The sequence below is a fragment of the Micromonospora sp. NPDC047753 genome (assembly GCF_040642735.1).
In the GTDB taxonomy this organism is placed as follows: Bacteria; Actinomycetota; Actinomycetes; order Mycobacteriales; family Micromonosporaceae; genus Micromonospora.
Genome location: NZ_JBEYSL010000010.1, coordinates 16,959 through 34,875, shown reverse-complemented (window position 1 = coordinate 34,875; position 17,917 = coordinate 16,959). Strand labels below are relative to the sequence as shown.

Genomic DNA, 17,917 nt, shown 5'->3' with positions numbered 1-17,917 from the left:
CGAGACCGGGGATGCCGAGGCCAACGGTAGGGCGAAACTCGCCCGCAAGAGGGCCGACCTGATCGTGGTCAACGAGGTCGGTCCGGACCTGGTCTGCTCGGGCGGGCCCGGCACTTTCTGGGGCAGCTATGAGCTGACTCGTTGCCAGCTCCGATCTGCGACAAAGGGACGGTACGACCACACCTGTTTTCCGCTTGTGGTCGTGACCGTTACCTGCACGATGCCTTCGCTGACTTCCGCCTTCTCAATACGGGTGACTCCGTTGACGCCCGACCGGAGAACCTCCGAGCCGAGCGGGTAGTCACCATCCTGCCGGAAGGATTGCAGGGTCTGCGACGTCTCGCCACTAGGGGACCGCAACGTGAGGATGGCGAACGTCGCTTCACCGTCGCTGGCGTTGACGAAGGACACGGCGCCGATCGTGACTGTGTAGTGGGTCGTGCCCTTGCTGGGGTCATCGCTGTTGTTGTACATGTTGACTTCGCCGGCCCCATTCGCCATCGGCACGCAGTAAACCGACTCGCCGAATCCGTCGGGCTTCCGACGGCCCACGAGGAGGCCGGTGTTGCGGAAGTCGACCTCGTGGAAGTTCTTGGATGGCTTCTGGAAGGTGGTCGGACCGTCCACCTGACGGAAGGCGCCCTTCCGGAACGCATAGCCCCGCACCTGTTTCTCGCAGGGCAGCCACCCGTTGGTCTGGTACGGGCCGTAGGCGGCGAGCCGGACGACGCCGTTGTCGACTGTTATTGCCTCGCGGGAGAACGTCGCGGCCACGTTGGGAGTGTCCGCCGAGTTGATGACGTATCCCAACGGTGTCAGTGCGCCGTCCGACGCGACCTTCAGCGCCAGCAGCTGGGTAACGTTCAGCGACTCATCGTTCTGGCAACGGATGGTGGTGAGTTCCTCGTCGCCTGGCACGCCATCGAGATCGGCCTTGATGGGAGCCAGCTCCCCGATGACCAGTTTCGCGCCATCCGCCAGCGTCGTCGTACCGTGGACAAATTTCCTCGTTCCCTTCGCCTTGCACCCGTCGTCTTCCCAGCCAGGGAACGCCGGGAGGTTGAGGGAGGCATTGCGCAGATCGGCCGACGATGGAGCCGACGATGCTGGAGCCGATGACGGGGGGAGCGACAGAGTCGGACTGGCCGGTTCGACTGGGTTGGCGGATCCGATCGCATCGGGTGGCGAGTTGTTGCCCCGTGGACTGGCGGAGTAGGCCGTGATCGGCAGGGCGATCAGCAACGCACCGGCCACGCTGAATGCCGTGAGGTGGACTCTCCGCCGGAACGCCACTTTGTGGCGGACTGCGGGGGCTCCCGGCGCAGGCAGGTAGGAGGAGCGCTCCGCCGCGTCGAACTCCGTGAATGCGTCGTTAATGAGGTTGTCCAGGTTGTCAGACATATGATTTTCCTTTCCGGTCATCCCTTGAGGTGCTCGGCGAGGGCGGTTCTCCCGCGGCTGAGCCAACTTTTTACGGTGCCCTCGGCCACGTTTTCCTGCACAGCGATTTCCGCGACTGACAACTGGCCCAGGTAGTGCAGAACGACGGCCTTGCGAAGCTTCGGCGGTATCTTGGATAAGGCCGCGACCAGTGCCACGCGGTCTGGCGACGGGCCGTCGTGATGTTCTTCACGCTGGCGGCGCAGGAATATCGCGGACGTCTTCTGTCGCCGGAGCCTACTGGTGGCGAGATTCCATGCGACCCGGCGCACCCAGGAATAGGAGTCTTCGTACTGCCTGATCCTTGCCCATCTGGTGTAGGCGCGGCAGAATGCCTCTTGCACCAGGTCCTGTGCCTCTGCTCGGTCACCCAGGTACGCGTAGAGCTGGGACCTGAGGACGTCGAACTTTGTCGCATAAAATTCGTCGAAATCGCGCTGGTCGTCTTTTGTCGAGGCTCGAGGTGCGGCCGCGGCTGCGGTCATCACTGCGGTCACGTTTCCTTCCTCCCGTGGTGCCACCCTCGTGGGCGAGCAACACGAACACGTGCGGGCCCTCCCGTCGGTTGCATAGGGATTTCCGGTGCCGCCCGCGCTCCGGCGGCAGGGTTGGCACTTCAGGCCGACGGCGTGTCAAGAAACCCCGCCGAGTGGGCGGCGCGCGGCTCGGGCCACGACAGTCGTGGTCCCGCGTGCACAATTCCGGTCCGATACATTGCCGCAGGGTGTCGACCAGGTGAACGAGCCGGCATATTTCGCTGAGTGCGACGCCTAGAGAAGGACTTTCCCGCCTTGCAGGCAGCGAGGAATTCTCGGCGCACCGCGCCGAGAATTCCTAAACCGTGTGTCGCAGGTTCGAATCCTGCCGGGGGCACCATACAGATCAGCAAAATGTTATCTGACCAGCCGGCACGTTCCCGCGTCGATCGGCCGGCCGCCCTCGTCGACATCGATGCCCACGGGTCAGCGGCTGCGCGCTCTAGCACCGCACCATCTGGGCCGGCCGGTCACGACCGCCGGAGCGGTGGGCGACTCAGGCGGCGTAGATGAGCTTGACGCCGTCCAGCCCCAGGGCGGCTGCCCGGGTTCCGCGGACCCCGCTGTTGAGGTTGCGCCAGCCGTTGTTGCTGGCGGCCTCGTGCACGTACCCGTCGACGACGTTGTAGATGTGCTTCACCCCGTCGAGGTTCAGCGCGGCCAGCGCGGTGCCCTGCGCCCCGTGGATGCCGGTCCACAGGTTGTTCCAGCCGGCGTTGCTGGCGGCCTCGTGGATCCGGCCTCCGTTGAGGGTGTAGAGGATCTTCGTGGATCCGAGGGTGATCGCGGCTGCCGCAGTGCCGGTCACCGCGCCCGTGCTGCCGGAGACCGGCAGGGCGCGCCAGCCGGCGTTGCTTGCCGCCTCGAACACCTGACGGGGCTGGTCGGCGGGGTTCTGCTGGATGTAGACGAGTGGGCTGATCAGGGCACCCGACGGGTTGATCATGTGCCAGTGCAGGTGTGGGCCCGTCGAGCTGCCCGAGCCGGGCGCCCCGGCCGCGCCGCCGGAGCGGCCCACTATCGTGCCCGCGCCCACACTGGCGCCGTTGGCGAGCAGGAACTGCGACAGGTGCAGGTACTGGCTGCGGTACCCGTCCGCGTGGTGGATCGTGACGGTGTGCCCGCCCGCGCCGTTGTTCGGGATGTTCTGGATGGTCCCCGCGCCGCAGGCGGGCAGCGGCGTACCCACCCCCATCCCGAAGTCGATGCCGCCGCGCGAGCCGCGGCTGAGGTGGCCCTCCCAGGTGTCGGTGATCGGGTAGGCGCTGAACGGGTTGTAGATCGCCGGTGCGGCCTGTGCGGCCTCGGGGACCAACAGGCCACCCGCGCCGATGGCGCCGGCGCCCAGCACCGCCGCGCGCAACACGGTGCGGCGACTCACTGCGGAGGTGGTCGTGTCGTCGCCGCAGCAGCTGCCTTCGTGACCGTCAGTCATTCCCACTCCTTCTGCGCCCGCCCAGGTATCCACGGAGGCTAATGGGTGGGGTGGTCGGGCGGTACCGCGGCCACCAGACGTTGATCAGAGCGTCGGCAGCTGTTCGGCTCGGGTGACCACCTGGTCGATGAGGCCGTACTCCCGGGCCTGCTCGGCGGTGAACCACCGGTCCCGGTCCCAGTCCCGCTGGATCTCGTCGAGGGTCCGTCCACTGTGCTGGGCGATGAGCTCCTGCATCGTCCGCTTCACGTGCAGCATGTTCTCCGCCTGGATGGTGATGTCGGCGGCGGTTCCGCCCATCCCGCCGGACGGCTGGTGCATCATGATCCGCGAGTGCGGCAGCGCGTACCGTTTGCCGGCCGCACCCGCGCAGAGCAGGAACTGCCCCATCGAGCCGGCGAACCCGAGCGCCAGCGTCGCCACATCGTTGGGGACGTAGCGCATCGTGTCGTAGACCGCCATCCCCGCACTCACCGAACCGCCCGGCGAGTTGATGTAGAGGTAGATGTCCCGGTCGTCGTCCTCGGCGGCGAGCAGCAGGATCTGCGCGCAGATCTGGTTGGCCGACTCCTCCGTCACCTCGGTGCCGAGGAAGACGATCCGCTCCCGCAGCAGACGCTCGAATACGTGATCACCGAAGGACGGTTGCCCGCCGTTGAGCATCTGTACGCCGTACCCCATCATGTGCCGCCGCCCTCCGCCGTGCCGGCGGGCGGTGGGACCACCCGGTGGACCGGCCCTACCAGCGTGCCGGCGGTCGCGACGGCCAGCCCACGGATTCTGCCGCCGGCAGATCCGCCGACGGCAGAACCGGCGCGGCCTACGCGGCGGTCAACCGCCGCGCGCCGACCGGGGCCGACCCCCTGCCAGCCAGGCAAGGGGTACGCGGGCCGGGGCGCGAGCCACCAGCGGAGACCGTCACGCCGGCCCGCATGGTCGGCTCGCCGGCCCTGGGCACCCGCTGGAGGGCCAGCCCGCCGCCGAGCGGACCCACCAGAAGGGTGGCATTGCCGATCTCACGTCGGACCGCCTCGACAGGCTCCAGGTGGGTCAGTGCGGCGCGGGGTGCCGCCGGGAGACGGGGTTCGACCCGACGCATGTCGTCGCGGGCCTCCCCGAGCAGGTCGGCGAGGCTGATGCCGAGCGCCCGGCAGATCGCCGCGAGCACCTCCGAGGAAGCCTCCTTGCGGCCCCGCTCCACCTCCGACAGGTAGGGCACCGACACGTCGGCCGACTCGGCCACCTCGCGCAGCGTGCGGCCCTGACGCTGGCGGTGGCGACGCAGCACCCCGCCGATGACTCGTCGCAGCAACGACATGCCGGCCTCACTTTCGCAGTCGTCGTCGGGAACACCCTCATCATGCCCGTCCCCGGCCGTTAAGGCCGACCCGTCCGGGCCCGCGCCGCTCGACGGCGCGGGCCCGGGGCTCTCACCGGTGCAGGTGGGTGTGCCAGTTGGCCGGATCGGCCACCAGCGTCACCGCCGGGAACAGCGCCCGGGTGCCACCGCTGGGGAGCAGGGCGCTGTCGTCGATCGACACGTTCGCCCCGTCGACGTCGTAGACGGTCAACGACTCGTTGCCGTTCTCCCCGCCGAACCGCGCCGGGTGCCCGTCGACGGTCGTGTTCGGGTCGACGTACTCGTTGTCGGCGGAATCGGTGATGTTCCGGTAGCGGGAGATGCTCACCGTCATCGTCCGGGCCCGCTGCTGGCCGGGATCGTCGGTGATCGACTTCGGTGACCAGGTGGTCGACGCGTACCAGACCTTCGGCTCGTCCAGCGACTCCTGCACGTCGACGGCGATCACCTGTAGTGCGGCCGGTACACCCGCCACCGCGGCCGGCATCGGGATCGGGTCGTCTGCGAACCGCAGCGCCCGGGCCACCCGCGTCGCGGTGCTCCGGACGTCGGCTCCGACGCCGACCACCCTGAGCTGTGCCCAGCCGTCCGGGGCGTACCGCCAGCGGAGGATCGCCTCCGGCTGCTCGGCCCCGCTGTACGAGGCGAAACTGCTGGTCCCGCCGTTCAACTGCGGGCCGGGTGTGGTCTCGCCGGGCCGGGCCGCTTCGCCGCTGTCCCGCTGCGGTGGCGAAGGCTGCACTCCCTTCGGATAGAGGGTGATCGCGACGCCCTTCCATTGGCCGCCGCCGGGCGCAGTGGACGCGCTGAGATAGACGCCGGGGCCGGAGAGCAACAGCCCGGCCTGGTATTGAAGTTTGGGCAGCCCGTCCGGCAGCCAGCCGAACCGGACGTACACCCGCTGTGGGTCGATGGTGGTGAGCGCGGCCGGTAGCCCGGTCTGGCCGGCGAGTGTCGTGGCGTCGAACGGGGCGGGGGCCGGCGCCCGGTCCGCGGTCAGCAGGCCGGGGACGGTGAGCCCGCCGACGGTGAGCGCCGCCGCCAGCAGCGCGGCGCCGGCACCGTGGGCGAGGCGGCGTTGCCGCCGTGCCGTGGTCATCGCCCGTTCCACGTCCAGCACGACGGAGGGCCGCTCGGCCGACTCGATCTCGGTCAGCATGAGCTCGCCGATCTGGCGTTCGTCAAGCATCGTCGCTCCTCTCAGTTCCCGGTCAGGGTGGGGGTGAGCAGGGTGCGCAGGGTGGCCAGGCCCTTGGCGGTCTGGCTCTTCACCGTCCCCGTCGAGCAGCCCATAGCGCGGGCGGTCTCCTCGACGCTGAGGTCCTGGAAGTACCGCAGCACCAGCACCGCGCGTTGGCGCGGAGGCACCTGCCGCAGCGCGCCCACCAGGGTGATCCGGTCGGTCGGGTCAGCGAATGCCCTGGACATGTCGGGCAGCGCGGCGCCGAGGCGGACCCGCGTCCACCGCAACCGCCGCTCGTCGATCAGTCGCCGCAGCAGCATGGTGCGCACCAGGGCGTCCAGATGATCGGCCTGCCGCGCCCGCGCCCACGAGCGGTACAGCTCGGTGAGCACCCGTTGCAGGATGTCGTCGCCCCGGTCCCAGTCCCCGCACATCAGGTAGGCGGTGCGTCTCCACTGCGCCATCCGGGACCGGACGTACTCGGTGTATTCGTCGTCGGCCTCGGCTCGCCGTCTGCCGCTCGTCGTCACGAGGGTCGCGCCCCCTCCGTCTGCCGGCCTGCACCGGTTCGTCGTTGTCGTCCGGTAGTCGGGTGCGGGAGCGGCGTCGGTTGTCCGCCGCGGCCCGGACGTGCGATCAGCGGTGCACCCGCTATGTTGTGGGCGTGCAGGCGACGGCGGGGCAGCAGGTTCGACGGTGATCCATTTTCCCGCGCAGCGGCGGGGCCCACTGAGCGCGCTGAGCCTCCGGCTCGCGGCCGCCCTGGGCCTGGTCTTCGCAGTGGTCGCCGCGGTCTATCTCGGCCGGGACGGCTACCGCGATGTCAACGAGGACGGTCTCACCCTCCTCGACTGCTTCTACTACGCGGTCGTCTCGCTCTCGACCACCGGTTACGGGGACATCACCCCGGCCGCGCCGTCGGCCCGGCTGGTCAACGTCCTCTTCATCACCCCGGCCCGAGTGATCTTCCTTATCATCCTGGTCGGCACCACCCTGGAAGTTCTGACCGAGCAGTACCGGACCGGCCGTCGCCTGTCGCGGTGGAGGAGAGCCGTGAAGGACCACGTCATCATCTGCGGCTACGGCACCAAGGGGCGTAGCGCTGTCTCCGCCCTGATGGAGAACGGTCTGGACCGTTCGCGGATCGTCGTGGTGGAGCGCAGCGCCGCCGCCCTGCGGCAGGCCACCTCCGCCGGGCTGGTGGCGATCGAGGGCTCGGCGACCCGCTCGTCGGTCCTGAACGAGGCGCACGTCAAGAACGCGAAGGCCGTGATCATCGCGACCGACAGTGACGACGCGTCGGTGCTGGTCGCGCTGACGGTACGGCAGCTCACCGCCGGGCAGGTCCGCATCATCGCGGCAGCTCGGGAGGCGGAGAACGCCCCGCTGCTCAAGCAGAGTGGCGCGCACCATGTGATCGTCTCCTCGGCCACGGCGGGCCGGCTGCTCGGCCTGTCCACCTCGGCGCCGCCGCTGATCGACGTGGTGGAGGACCTGCTCACCCCCGGCCAGGGCATGGCGCTGGCGATGCGTTCGGCCGAGCGGGACGAGGTGGGTCGCTCGCCACGCGAGCTGGAGTCGTTGGTGATCGCCCTGGTGCGGCGGGGCAAGGTGGTCACCCTGGCCGACCGGGCCGGTGCGGTGATCGAGACCGGCGACATGCTGGTGCACGTACGCGACGACCGTCCCCAGTCGGCGACCACCGCCTGATCGTCCTACCGCTGCCGCGGCGTGCCGGCCCCGCTGTCGCCGGTGTGGTGAGGCGGCGTCAGCAGGTGTCGTCGGCGACGCAGATCGCTTCGGTGCAGTTGACCGCTGTGCCGGTGGACGCCCGGCTGAGCAGTTTGTAGAGCGTCTCCCGCTCGGCGGGATCCAGCGCGCCCAGCACCTCGTCCTCGGCGCTGGCCAGGGCGCATTCGGCCTCGCTGAGGCGTTTCGCACCATCTTCGGTGAGTTCGACGACGTGTCGGCGACGATCCTCGGGTGAGCGCCGACGCTCGATCAGCTGCTCCGCCTCCAGGTCGTTGAGCAGCCCGACGATGTTGGTGCTGTCCATTTCCAGGATGGTGGCGAGCGCCTGCTGCCCGGTGCCGCCGCCGGCGCGCAGCACGGTGAGCGCGACCAGATGCCGGGGGCGTAGTCCCAGCGGCGCCAACACCGACTCCGACCGCAGTCGCATCCGCCGGGCCAGATGGTCCAGGAGTGCGCCCGAGCGGTGCTCGGAGGAGTCGAGCGGCTGCGCGGACATGTGACCCAGTCTACCGAGTCTGCGGAACATCGGCCTGCTATAAATAGTTGGTGCTTCACAGACGATTCCTGGAGGAGGAATAATGCATCTGCTGCATATCGACTCGAGCATCCGCGGTGACTGGTCGGTCAGCCGGCGGCTCACCGCCCGCGCCGTCGACGCATGGCGTGCGGCGCACCCGGACGGCACAGTGACGTACCGGGACCTGGGTGCCGACCCGCTGCCGCACCTGGACTCGGAGGGCGGCCTGGCCCGGATGACGCCACCGGACCAGCACACCCCGGCGCAGCGCGAGTCCTGGGAGCTCAGCATCCGGATCGTCGACGAGGTCAAGCAGGCCGACGTGGTGCTGCTCGGGCTGCCGCTCTACAACTACGGTGTGCCCAGCAGCGTGAAGTCCTGGGTCGACCACCTGATCGTCGCCGGCCTCACCTACGACCCGACGACGCAGGAGGGCCTGCTCGGCGGCCGCGAGTTGGTGGTGCTGGCCACCCGTGGTGGCGGCTATGGCGAGGGCACCCCTCGCCATGGCTGGGACCACGCCGAGCAGTGGCTCCCGCACGGTCTGTCGATGACCGGCCTGGAGCCGCGCTTCATCGGCACCGAACTGACCCTGGCACCCTCGGTGCCGGCGATGGCCGAGCTGATCCCGCTGCACGAGGCGAGCCTCGCGGCGACCGAAAAGGAGATCGACAACCTCTGGACGCCGGCCAGCGCCCAGCGCTGAGGCAGCACCGGTACGACGAGAGAGCGGCCGCCCCCCGGATCGGGGACGGCCGCTCTCGTCAGTAACGACGGATCAGATGATGGTCCAGGTGTCGCCGCTGCCCAGCAGGCCGGCGAGCTGCTGCTCGGGGGTCTCGGTGACAGTCGCCTTGGCGGCCGCGAGCTGGGCCTGCACCACGCTGTCGTAGGACGGTCGGTCCACCGAGCGGAACACCCCGATCGGAGTGTTGCGCAGGTCCAGGCCGGGCAGCCGGGACAGCGCGAACGCGTACGCCGGGTCGGTCACCGTCGCGTCGTGCACGACGATCTCCTCGGGGCGGACCGAGCTGGTCTCCCGGACCTCCAGACCGAAGCCACCCGGCGGGTGCACCACGCAGAACCGCCCGTCGGCACCGAAGGTGATCGGCTGCCCGTGCTCCAGGCGGATCAGGTAGTCGTCCCGGGTCGACGGGTCCTTGAGCTGTTCGAACGCCCCGTCGTTGAAGATGTTGCAGTTCTGGTAGATCTCCACGAAGGCCGAGCCCTCGTGCTCCGCAGCGGCCCGCAGCACCGACTGGAGGTGCTTGCGGTCCGAGTCGATGGTGCGGCCGACGAAGCTGGCCTCCGCCCCGAGGGCGAGCGAGAGCGGGTTGAACGGGGCGTCCGCCGAGCCGGCCGGGGTCGACTTGGTGACCTTGCCGACCTCGGACGTCGGAGAATACTGGCCCTTGGTCAGACCGTAGATCCGGTTGTTGAACAGCAGGATCTTGAGGTTGACGTTGCGACGCAGCGCGTGGATCAGGTGGTTGCCACCGATGGAGAGCGCGTCGCCGTCGCCGGTGACCACCCAGACCGACAGGTCCGGCCGGGACACCGACAGGCCGGTCGCGATCGCCGGGGCCCGACCGTGGATCGAGTGCATCCCGTACGTGTTCATGTAGTACGGGAAGCGGGACGAGCAGCCGATCCCGGAGACGAAGACGGTGCGCTCCCGGGGGATGTTCAGCTCCGGCATGAACTGCTGGATGGCTGCCAGGATCGCGTAGTCACCGCAGCCGGGGCACCAGCGCACCTCCTGGTCGGACTTGAAGTCCTTGGCGGTGAGCTTGACGGCGACGGGCTCAGACATTCTTCAGCACCTCTTCCAGCGTCGTCTCCAGCTCGGCGGCCGTGAACGGCAGACCGCGGACCTGGTTGTAGCTGATCGCGTCGACCAGGTAGCGGGCCCGGATGACGTGGGCCAGCTGGCCCAGGTTCATCTCCGGGATGACCACCTTGTCGTACGAGCGGAGCACCTCACCGAGGTTGGCCGGCATCGGTGCCAGGTGCCGCAGGTGCGCCTGGGCGATGGAGAGGCCACGCTGGCGGACCCCGCGGCACGCCGCGCCGATCGGCCCGTACGTCGAGCCCCACCCGAGGACCAGCACCCGCGCGTCGCCGTCCGGGTCCTCCACCTCGATGTCCGGCACCGGGATGGTCTCGATCCGCGCGGCCCGGGTGCGCACCATGAAGTCGTGGTTGGCCGGGTCGTAGGAGATGTCCCCGGTCTTGTCGGCCTTCTCCAGACCGCCGATCCGGTGCTCCAGGCCCGCGGTGCCGGGGATCGCCCATGGCCGGGCCAGGGTCTCCGGGTCACGCAGGTAGGGCAGGAAGGTGGTGCCGTCCTCGCCGTTGGGCTTGGTGGCGAACTCGACCCGCAGGTCGGGCAGCGACTCCACGTCCGGCAGCAGCCACGGCTCGGAACCGTTGGCGACGTAGTTGTCGGACAGCAGGATCACCGGGGTGCGGTAGGTGAGCGCGATCCGGGCCGCCTCCAGCGCCGCGAAGAAGCAGTCCGACGGTGACCGGGGCGCGATCACCGCGACCGGCGCCTCGCCGTGCCGACCGTAGAGCGCCATGTTGAGGTCGGCCTGTTCGGTCTTGGTCGGCATGCCGGTCGACGGGCCGGCGCGCTGCACGTCCACGATCACCAGCGGCAGCTCCAGCGCCACCGCGAGCGAGATCGTCTCGCTCTTGAGCGCCACGCCGGGGCCGCTGGTGGTGGTCACCCCGAGCGACCCGCCGTAGGAGGCGCCCAGCGCGGCGCCGACGGCGGCGATCTCGTCCTCGGCCTGCACTGTGAGAACGCCGAAGCGCTTGTGCTTGCTCAGCTCGTGCAGGATGTCCGACGCGGGCGTGATCGGGTACGCGCCGAGGAAGACCGGAAGCCCGGAGCGGACCCCGGCGGCGACCAGCCCCAGCGAGAGGGCCGCGTTGCCGGTGATGTTGCGGTAGGTGCCCGGCTTCATCTTGGCCGGCTTGACCTCGTAGCGGACAGCGAAGTCCTCGGTGGTCTCGCCGAAGTTCCAGCCGGCCTTGAAGGCGGCGACGTTCGCGGCGACCAGCTCCGGACGGGCCGCGAACTTGCGCTCCAGGAAGCGCAGCGTCGACTCGTAGGGCCGGGAGTACATCCAGGAGAGCAGGCCGAGCGCGAACATGTTCTTCGACCGCTCGGCGTCCTTCTTGGACACCTGGTGGGCCGCGAGCGCGCCGACAGTCATCGAGGTCAGCGCCACCGGGTGCACCACGTAACCGGCCAGCGAGTCGTCGTCCAGCGGGCTGCTCTGGTAACCGACCTTGGCGAGGTTGCGCTTGGTGAACTCGTCGGTGTTGACGATGATGTCCGCGCCGCGCGGCAGATCGGCCAGGTTGGCCTTGAGCGCCGCCGGGTTCATCGCCACCAGCACGTTCGGCGCGTCGCCCGGCGTGAGGATGTCGTAGTCGGCGAAGTGCACCTGAAAGCTCGACACGCCGGGCAGGGTGCCGGCGGGAGCCCGGATCTCGGCGGGGAAGTTTGGCAGTGTGGAGATGTCGTTGCCGAGCTGCGCCGTCTCCGAGGTGAACCGGTCGCCGGTCAGCTGCATGCCGTCGCCGGAGTCACCGGCGAACCGGATGACCACCCGGTCGAGTTGACGGATCTGCTTGGTCACTGTGCCACCTTCGTTCGCGACTGCGGGGCTTGCCCGGCCACGGAACCTCCTCGACGCAACGCTTCACCGCACCGCCCCAGGCTGGTCCGGCCGCTGTCGTTCCTCTCCTGAGAGCCTACGTCTAAGGGAGCCCTAACCATCCCCGGAGGTCCGCCGACTGGGAACGGATCTGGATGCAAAATGCCCGCCTTTGCGGGGTTACGCACCGCCCGCCGTAATTCAGATCACCACCCCGGTCGCGCCGACGACCCCGGTCGCGCGGGCCGGGGTCGTCCGTCGATCAGTCGGCGGGGTTGGGCGCGGGCTCGGGCGGTGGGCCGCCGAGCCGGCGCCGCAGCGAGGTCGTGGCCAGCGTGAGGGCAAGCACCACCAGCAGCGTGGAGACCGCGATCAGGATGACAGCGGTGCGCTGTACCGAGGTCAACCCGCCGTCTCCGGTCGTGGCACCGGCGGGCAGTACGCCCTGCGAGCCGGTCGGCGCGGGTGGGGAGACCACCGGCGTGGCCAGTGCGGCTGCCGCGGTGATCCGGAAGCTCATCTGCACCCGCCGGGTCGGGCCGCTGCGTGGATCGAGTTGCCCGATCACGGCACCGGACAGCGGCGCTTCCCGCTGAGCCTGCGGCGTCGCCTCCACCGGCAGCTGCACCTCGGCGGTCGTGCCCGCCGGCACCAGGCCGGCGTCGCAGCGGGTACGCGTGGGGTCGATCGCCACGCAGCCGAGCGGTGGGGTCGGCACTGTCACCCCGGCCGGCAGGACGACGTCGACCCGGCCGGCGGCGTCCACCGCGCCGGTGTTGCCCAGCCGGAGTGTGAGGGTGCTGGGGCCGCCGCTGATGTCGAAGGCCACCTCGTCGGCGGCGAGCGCGATCCCGGGCACCGGCGGGCCCGCTGGGAAGAGCACCGCGAAGCCCTGGTCGTCGGTCGCCTCCCCTTCCGCTCCCGGCGCGTCCGCGATGACCTGGACCGAGCCGCTGAGCGGCATCTGCTTCCACGCCGTGCCGGCGACCCGCAGCCGCAGCACGGTGCTGAACCGGACGTCCGCTCCGGCGGTCCAGGCACCGCACCGGTACGTCCCACCACCGGCGGCGGCGCAGCCCTTCGTGCCGGCGTCGGTCAGCCCGACGGGCAGCGTGTACGAGAGTCGGATCTGTTCCGTTGTGGTGCCGGTGTTGTGCACGGTGACCTGGAGGGTGGCGGCCGTGCTCGGCGTGTTCCAGTACGCCTCGGTGAGGGTGACGTCGCCGGTGGTGACCTGCACGCCCAGCGGGCTCTGCGGCGGCGGGGCCGAACCCGGGGCGGGCGGGCGGACCGTCGGCCCCGGCGGTGTCGGCGGGGCGGGGGGCGCCGTCGGTGGCACCGGGGGAGCCGGGCTGGGCGGTCGGGTGGTGGCGCCCGGCGCGGGCGCGCTGGTGGTGGGCGCCGGCGGGACCTCCGGGGCGGTGGTCACCGGCGCCGGTGGTGTCGTCTCCGGTGGTGGCGCGGAGGTCTCCGGCGCCGGGCCGGTCGGCTCCGGTTCACCGCCCGGGTCCTCGGTCGGGGTGGGCTCCTCCGCCGGTGTGGTCGGGGGCTCCTCGCCTCCCGGCTCGTTGACCGGCTCGGCCGAGGTCGCGACCGGCTCCGCGTCCGGTGCGGCCGCGCTGGCCCAGGCCGGCCCCACGGCGAGCGCCGTGAGCAGGCCGAGCGCGAGCGCGGTCGCCAGCAGGGGCGTGGAACGCCGCCCCTCCGCCCGGTTACCGGGCGATGCCTTCACGCGGGACATCAATCCTCCGGTGACATGGGTGGGGGTCCAGTATTCGGTAACAGTTGCCCCGGAGCACTAGTCCCATCTGGAAACAAATCCGTAACGTGTTTGGGACGGCCCGTCCGGGCGGACGGTAGGCTGCCGACTGTGAACGGATACCTGGGCTCGTACGCGACGCTCGGGCTCCTGCTGCTCGCCAGCGTTCTCTTCTTCGTTACGGCGTTCTCGGCCAACCGGGTGTTACGCCCGGTGCGTCCGGCCGACCCGCCGGGCAAGCGGGCCAGCTACGAGTGCGGGCTCGACCCGGTCGGTGACGACTGGGCGCAGGTGCAGATCCGCTACTACGTGTACGCCTACCTCTACGTGCTGTTCGCGGTCGAGGCGGTGTTCCTCTTCCCCTGGGCGGTGGTCTTCGACCGGCCGGGCTTCGGTCTGGTGACGGTGGTGGAGATGGCGGTGTTCGTGGCCGTGCTCGCGCTCGGCATCCTCTACGCCTGGCGTAGGAACATCCTCCGCTGGACCTGAGCGCCACTGCTTCCGGCGATCGTGTCGGTCCCTCCGACCGTTCGCTGTCGGTTACGGCGACGACCGGTCAGGCGAGCCCTCGGCGGGTGGCGGTGGGCGGGCGGTCGCCTCGGATCGAGGCCACCATGTCCAGCACCCGGCGGGTCGGGCCGACCTGGTGGGCCCGGAAGACCCGGGCACCCAACCAGGCCGAGACGGCCGTCGCGGAGAGCGTCCCCTCCAGCCGTTCGGCCACCGGCAGGCCCAGCGTCTCCCCGATGAAGTCCTTGTTGGAGAGCGCCACCAGCACCGGCCAGCCGGTAGCGGTCAGCTCGTCCAGTCGGCGGGTGATCTCCAGCGAGTGCCGGGTGTTCTTACCGAAGTCGTGCGCCGGGTCGATGAGGATGCCGTCGGGGCGTACCCCTGCCGCCACCGCGCGCTCGGCGAGCCCGGTCACCGTCGCGACCACGTCGGCGACCACATCGGTGAAGGCGGCCCGGTGCGGCCTGGTCCGCGGCGTCAGCCCGCCGGCGTGCGAACAGACCAGGCCGGCGCCGGTCTGCGCGGCCACCCGGACCAACGCCGGGTCGACGCCCGACCAGGTGTCGTTGAGGAGGTCGGCGCCGGCCGCCACGGCCTCCGTCGCCACCTCGGCCCGCCAGGTGTCGATGGAGATCACCACGTCCGGAAACGCGGCTCGGACGGCGGCGATGGTGTCCACCGTGCGCCTGATCTCCTCGGCGACGTCCACGTCCGCGCCGGGGCCGGCCTTGACGCCGCCGATGTCGATGATGGCCGCGCCCTCGTCCACCGCCCGCTCCACCGCGCGCAGAGCGCTGTCGGCGGCGTAGGTGGCCCCGCGGTCGAAGAACGAGTCCGGCGTGCGGTTGATGATCGCCATCACCACCAGCTCGCCGGGGGCGAACGTGTGCCCACCCAGCCGAAGCGCCCCGGCCATGCCCGCCTCCTGCAAGTTCACGCCGCCGCCGCCGCGTCGGCCGGTCCCGACGCTAGTCGGTCGCCCGTCCACCATCCCGGGCGGGCGTCGGCACCGATCGTGATCGAGGCGGGTGGCGGGGTCGCTCCCGGCCGGCTGCCATGCCACGATCAGTACATGGGTCAGCTTCTGCTCCTCCTGGTCGTGGCGTTGACAGTCGCAGCGGTGATATTCGGTGTGACGGTGCTGGTCAGCGGGCGTGATCCCGGCCTGGTGCCGGCCGAACCGGATTCGCAGGCCGTGGCGTTGCCGGGCACCCGCCCGTTACGCGAATCCGACGTGGGGGCGGTCCGTTTCGACACCGGGTTGCGCGGGTACCGGATGGACCAGGTCGATAAGGCGTTGCGCCGTGCCGCCTACGACATCGGTTACAAGTCCGAGCTGATCGGCGTACTGGAGTCGGAGGTCATCGCCTTGCGTGAGGGGCGCACCGACGACGCGGACGTGCTGCGGCAGGCCCGCGAGCAGTCCGCCAGCAAGGTGACACCCGCGGACGCGACCGAGCCGGGCGAGGCGGTCGAGCCGGGCGGAGACGTGCCGCTGACCGGCGAGGCCGGCTCGGCCCCGGTCGGCTCGACGACTCCCGGCCCGTTCCCCGCCGCCAGCTCGTCCCCGGCGGATTCCGACGGAGTGGCGCCTACCGCCGCGCCCGCCGACGACGAGTCGGCCGATCGTGAGCAGACCGCCGGCACCGACCAGCACGACGCGGTGGTTCGGTCGGAGTCGGCGTGACCGAGCCGGAGGGCGCTGACGATCTTCGCGAGGCGGCCCGACCCGGTGCCGGTGAGGTGACCGCCACGGTGATCGTCGAAGCCCCGGCGGAGCGGGTGTTCGCCGCGCTGCTCGCCTGGGAACGTCAGTCCGACTGGATCCCGTTCACCCGCGTCCGGGTGGTCGAGGGCGACGGCCGCGAGGGCAGCCGGATCGAGGCGGTGACCGCGCTCGGCCGGGCGACGCTGCGCGACGAGATGCTGGTGGTCCGGGTCGACGAGCCGTACGAGATCGGCGTCGTGCACCACGGCCAGCTGCTGCGCGGCCCGGGGGTGCTGCGCTGCACCCAGCTGGACCGGGACCGCACCCAGGTCGTCTGGCACGAGTGGTTCCACCTGCCGGGCGGTCGGGCCGGTCGACTGGCGTGGCCGGTGCTCTGGCCCGGCTCCAAGCTCGGCCTCACCCAGGCGCTGAAGAGGTTTGCCCGTCTGGTCGAGCAGGGCCGGCTGCCCTGACCGGGGAGCCCGGTGCCGGCTGCCAGCCCGGTGCGCGGAAGAGATGCCCGACCCGGTGCCGCCAGGTCACCGCGGCGCGCAGGTCCCGGGCGATCGAGGCGTACTCGTGGAAGGCCACGCGGACCGGGTTGTAGCTGCCGACGTTCTTGGTCAGGCCGTACACGCAACGTTCCCCTTCCGGCGCGAACGACCCGAAGAGCCGGTCCCAGACGATCAGGATGCCGCCGAAGTTGCGGTCCAGGTAGCTGCCCTGCGACGCGTGGTGCACCCGGTGGTGCGACGGGGTGTTGAACACCGCCTCGTACCAGCGCGGCATCTTCTCGATCCGCTCGGTGTGGATCCAGAACTGGTAGAGCAGGTTGACCGAGCCGCAGAACGCGACAACGGCCGGGTGGACGCCGGCCAGGATCAGCGGGATGTAGAACACCCAACTGGTCAGGCCGGTCCACGGCTGGCGCAGCGCGGTGGAGAGGTTGAACCGCTGCGACGAGTGGTGCACCACGTGCGAGGCCCAGAGGATGCGGATCACGTGGTGGCCGCGGTGCGACCAGTAGTAGCAGAAGTCCTGCGCGAGCAGGATCAGCGGCCAGGTCCACCAGAGCTCGGCGACCCGCAGCGGGGTGAGCGCGTAGAGCAGCGCGTACGCGGCGGCGATCGGCACCTTCCAGAGCAGGTCGGCGAAGATGCTGCCCAGCCCCATCGTCAGGCTGGTCGCGGTGTCGGCGCCGCCGTAGCCGACCTCGTCGTCGTCACGGTGCAGCAGGTAGGAGATTCGCTCCAACACGATGAGAAGCACGAAGGCCGGGATCGACCAGGCGATGACGTCCGGGAACTCCTTCACCGCGCGGCCTCCGCTCGCCGTCACCGGTCGGGGCGCACCGTCGGGTGACCTCGACCTACCGGTCGGTAACAAGCACCATAGGCAGCCGGGCGGCCGGTGGCAATGGGGTGTCGGTGCGATGCCCTAGCGTGTACGAGGTGACTGACCTGGTGATCGGCGCCGACGGGCTGGCCCGCTGCGCCTGGGGGTCGAGCACCCCCGACTACGCCGTCTACCACGACACCGAGTGGGGGCGACCGCTGCGCGGAGACGACGCGCTCTACGAGCGGATGACGTTGGAGGCGTTCCAGTCCGGGTTGTCCTGGCTGACCATCCTGCGCAAGCGTCCGGCGTTCCGACTGGCCTTCGACGAGTTCCACATCCCGACCGTCGCCCGCTACGACGACGCCGACGTCACCCGGCTGCTCGCCGACGCCGGCATCGTCCGCAACCGGGCCAAGATCGAGGCGGCGATCGCCAACGCCCGCGCCGCACTGGAGCTGCCGGAGGGCCTGTCCGCGCTGCTCTGGTCCTTCGCGCCGGAGCCTCGGCCGACTCGTCCCGCCTCGTTCGCCGAGCTGGCGCCGATCACCCCGGAGTCGACAGCGATGGCCAAGGCACTCAAGAAGCGCGGCTTTCGGTTCGTCGGCCCGACCACCGCGTACGCGCTGATGCAAGCCACCGGGATGGTCGACGATCACATCGTCGGCTGTCACGTCACCGTCCCACCGGCGGCGTGATGAGATGGCAGGC

19 protein-coding genes are annotated in these 17,917 nt (G+C 70.3%); 6 read left to right on the top strand and 13 right to left on the bottom strand.

What is annotated here, in order from left to right; translation table 11 throughout:
* Positions 1-126: 126 nt before the first annotated feature.
* From ABZ749_RS02035 to ABZ749_RS02005, 7 genes are all read right to left on the bottom strand, one after another.
* A complete protein-coding gene (locus ABZ749_RS02035) occupies positions 127-1,401 on the bottom strand; it encodes a hypothetical protein (RefSeq protein ID WP_357221869.1) in 1,275 nt (424 codons plus the stop codon).
* Between the two features lie 17 nt (positions 1,402-1,418).
* Positions 1,419-1,928, bottom strand: coding sequence for a SigE family RNA polymerase sigma factor (locus ABZ749_RS02030; RefSeq protein ID WP_357221875.1), 510 nt, complete (start codon positions 1,926-1,928; stop codon positions 1,419-1,421).
* 544 nt (positions 1,929-2,472) lie between these two features.
* Positions 2,473-3,411 (bottom strand): M23 family metallopeptidase, encoded by a 939-nt coding sequence (locus ABZ749_RS02025; RefSeq protein WP_357221866.1) that lies wholly within the window; start codon positions 3,409-3,411, stop codon positions 2,473-2,475.
* A gap of 84 nt (positions 3,412-3,495) precedes the next feature.
* Positions 3,496-4,092: an ATP-dependent Clp protease proteolytic subunit gene (locus ABZ749_RS02020; RefSeq protein WP_357221873.1), complete on the bottom strand. Its 597-nt coding sequence runs from the start codon at positions 4,090-4,092 to the stop codon at positions 3,496-3,498.
* Positions 4,093-4,231: 139 nt separating this feature from the next.
* Entirely contained in the window at positions 4,232-4,729 is a 498-nt protein-coding gene (locus ABZ749_RS02015) for a helix-turn-helix transcriptional regulator (protein WP_357221864.1), read from the bottom strand.
* A 112-nt stretch (positions 4,730-4,841) separates the two neighbouring features.
* Positions 4,842-5,960: a hypothetical protein gene (locus ABZ749_RS02010; RefSeq protein ID WP_357221862.1), complete on the bottom strand. Its 1,119-nt coding sequence runs from the start codon at positions 5,958-5,960 to the stop codon at positions 4,842-4,844.
* 11 nt (positions 5,961-5,971) lie between these two features.
* Positions 5,972-6,484: a SigE family RNA polymerase sigma factor gene (locus ABZ749_RS02005; protein ID WP_357221860.1), complete on the bottom strand. Its 513-nt coding sequence runs from the start codon at positions 6,482-6,484 to the stop codon at positions 5,972-5,974.
* Between the two features lie 166 nt (positions 6,485-6,650).
* On the opposite strand from ABZ749_RS02005, the gene ABZ749_RS02000 reads away from it, so the two are divergent.
* Positions 6,651-7,664, top strand: coding sequence for a potassium channel family protein (locus ABZ749_RS02000; protein ID WP_112603739.1), 1,014 nt, complete (start codon positions 6,651-6,653; stop codon positions 7,662-7,664).
* A 58-nt stretch (positions 7,665-7,722) separates the two neighbouring features.
* On the opposite strand, the gene ABZ749_RS01995 is transcribed toward ABZ749_RS02000, so the two are convergent.
* A complete protein-coding gene (locus ABZ749_RS01995) occupies positions 7,723-8,202 on the bottom strand; it encodes a MarR family winged helix-turn-helix transcriptional regulator (protein WP_357221858.1) in 480 nt (159 codons plus the stop codon).
* A gap of 82 nt (positions 8,203-8,284) precedes the next feature.
* Here ABZ749_RS01995 and ABZ749_RS01990 point away from each other — a divergent pair, with 82 nt between their 5' ends.
* The gene (locus ABZ749_RS01990) at positions 8,285-8,929 is read left to right on the top strand and encodes an NAD(P)H-dependent oxidoreductase (protein ID WP_357221856.1); all 645 of its coding nucleotides are present in this window, start codon (positions 8,285-8,287) and stop codon (positions 8,927-8,929) included.
* A 72-nt stretch (positions 8,930-9,001) separates the two neighbouring features.
* Here the strand turns inward: ABZ749_RS01990 and ABZ749_RS01985 are convergent, their stop codons facing one another.
* From ABZ749_RS01985 to ABZ749_RS01975, 3 genes are all read right to left on the bottom strand, one after another.
* The gene (locus tag ABZ749_RS01985) at positions 9,002-10,036 is read right to left on the bottom strand and encodes a 2-oxoacid:ferredoxin oxidoreductase subunit beta (protein WP_357221853.1); all 1,035 of its coding nucleotides are present in this window, start codon (positions 10,034-10,036) and stop codon (positions 9,002-9,004) included.
* The gene (locus ABZ749_RS01980; protein WP_196920913.1) at positions 10,029-11,876 is read right to left on the bottom strand and encodes a 2-oxoacid:acceptor oxidoreductase subunit alpha; all 1,848 of its coding nucleotides are present in this window, start codon (positions 11,874-11,876) and stop codon (positions 10,029-10,031) included. Before ABZ749_RS01980 ends, ABZ749_RS01985 begins: the two co-directional genes overlap by 8 nt.
* A 280-nt stretch (positions 11,877-12,156) precedes the next feature.
* A complete protein-coding gene (locus ABZ749_RS01975; RefSeq protein ID WP_357221851.1) occupies positions 12,157-13,635 on the bottom strand; it encodes a hypothetical protein in 1,479 nt (492 codons plus the stop codon).
* 129 nt (positions 13,636-13,764) lie between these two features.
* Here ABZ749_RS01975 and ndhC point away from each other — a divergent pair, with 129 nt between their 5' ends.
* Positions 13,765-14,142, top strand: coding sequence for an NADH-quinone oxidoreductase subunit A (gene ndhC / locus ABZ749_RS01970; RefSeq protein WP_357221849.1), 378 nt, complete (start codon positions 13,765-13,767; stop codon positions 14,140-14,142).
* Between the two features lie 67 nt (positions 14,143-14,209).
* Here ndhC and folP read toward each other — a convergent pair whose 3' ends face one another.
* Positions 14,210-15,079 (bottom strand): dihydropteroate synthase, encoded by an 870-nt coding sequence (gene folP, locus ABZ749_RS01965; RefSeq protein ID WP_357221847.1) that lies wholly within the window; start codon positions 15,077-15,079, stop codon positions 14,210-14,212.
* A gap of 156 nt (positions 15,080-15,235) precedes the next feature.
* On the opposite strand from folP, the gene ABZ749_RS01960 reads away from it, so the two are divergent.
* The gene (locus ABZ749_RS01960) at positions 15,236-15,850 is read left to right on the top strand and encodes a DivIVA domain-containing protein (RefSeq protein ID WP_357221845.1); all 615 of its coding nucleotides are present in this window, start codon (positions 15,236-15,238) and stop codon (positions 15,848-15,850) included.
* Entirely contained in the window at positions 15,847-16,344 is a 498-nt protein-coding gene (locus tag ABZ749_RS01955; protein WP_355005087.1) for an SRPBCC family protein, read from the top strand. The genes ABZ749_RS01960 and ABZ749_RS01955 overlap by 4 nt, the downstream gene beginning before the upstream one ends.
* On the opposite strand, the gene ABZ749_RS01950 is transcribed toward ABZ749_RS01955, so the two are convergent.
* On the bottom strand, positions 16,289-17,209 hold the full coding sequence (locus tag ABZ749_RS01950; RefSeq protein WP_355005088.1) for a sterol desaturase family protein: 921 nt from the start codon (positions 17,207-17,209) through the stop codon (positions 16,289-16,291). The two genes, ABZ749_RS01955 and ABZ749_RS01950, sit on opposite strands and share 56 nt — an antisense overlap.
* A gap of 113 nt (positions 17,210-17,322) precedes the next feature.
* Between ABZ749_RS01950 and ABZ749_RS01945 the strand changes: the two genes are divergently transcribed.
* Entirely contained in the window at positions 17,323-17,904 is a 582-nt protein-coding gene (locus tag ABZ749_RS01945) for a DNA-3-methyladenine glycosylase I (protein ID WP_357195534.1), read from the top strand.
* Positions 17,905-17,917 lie beyond the last annotated feature (13 nt).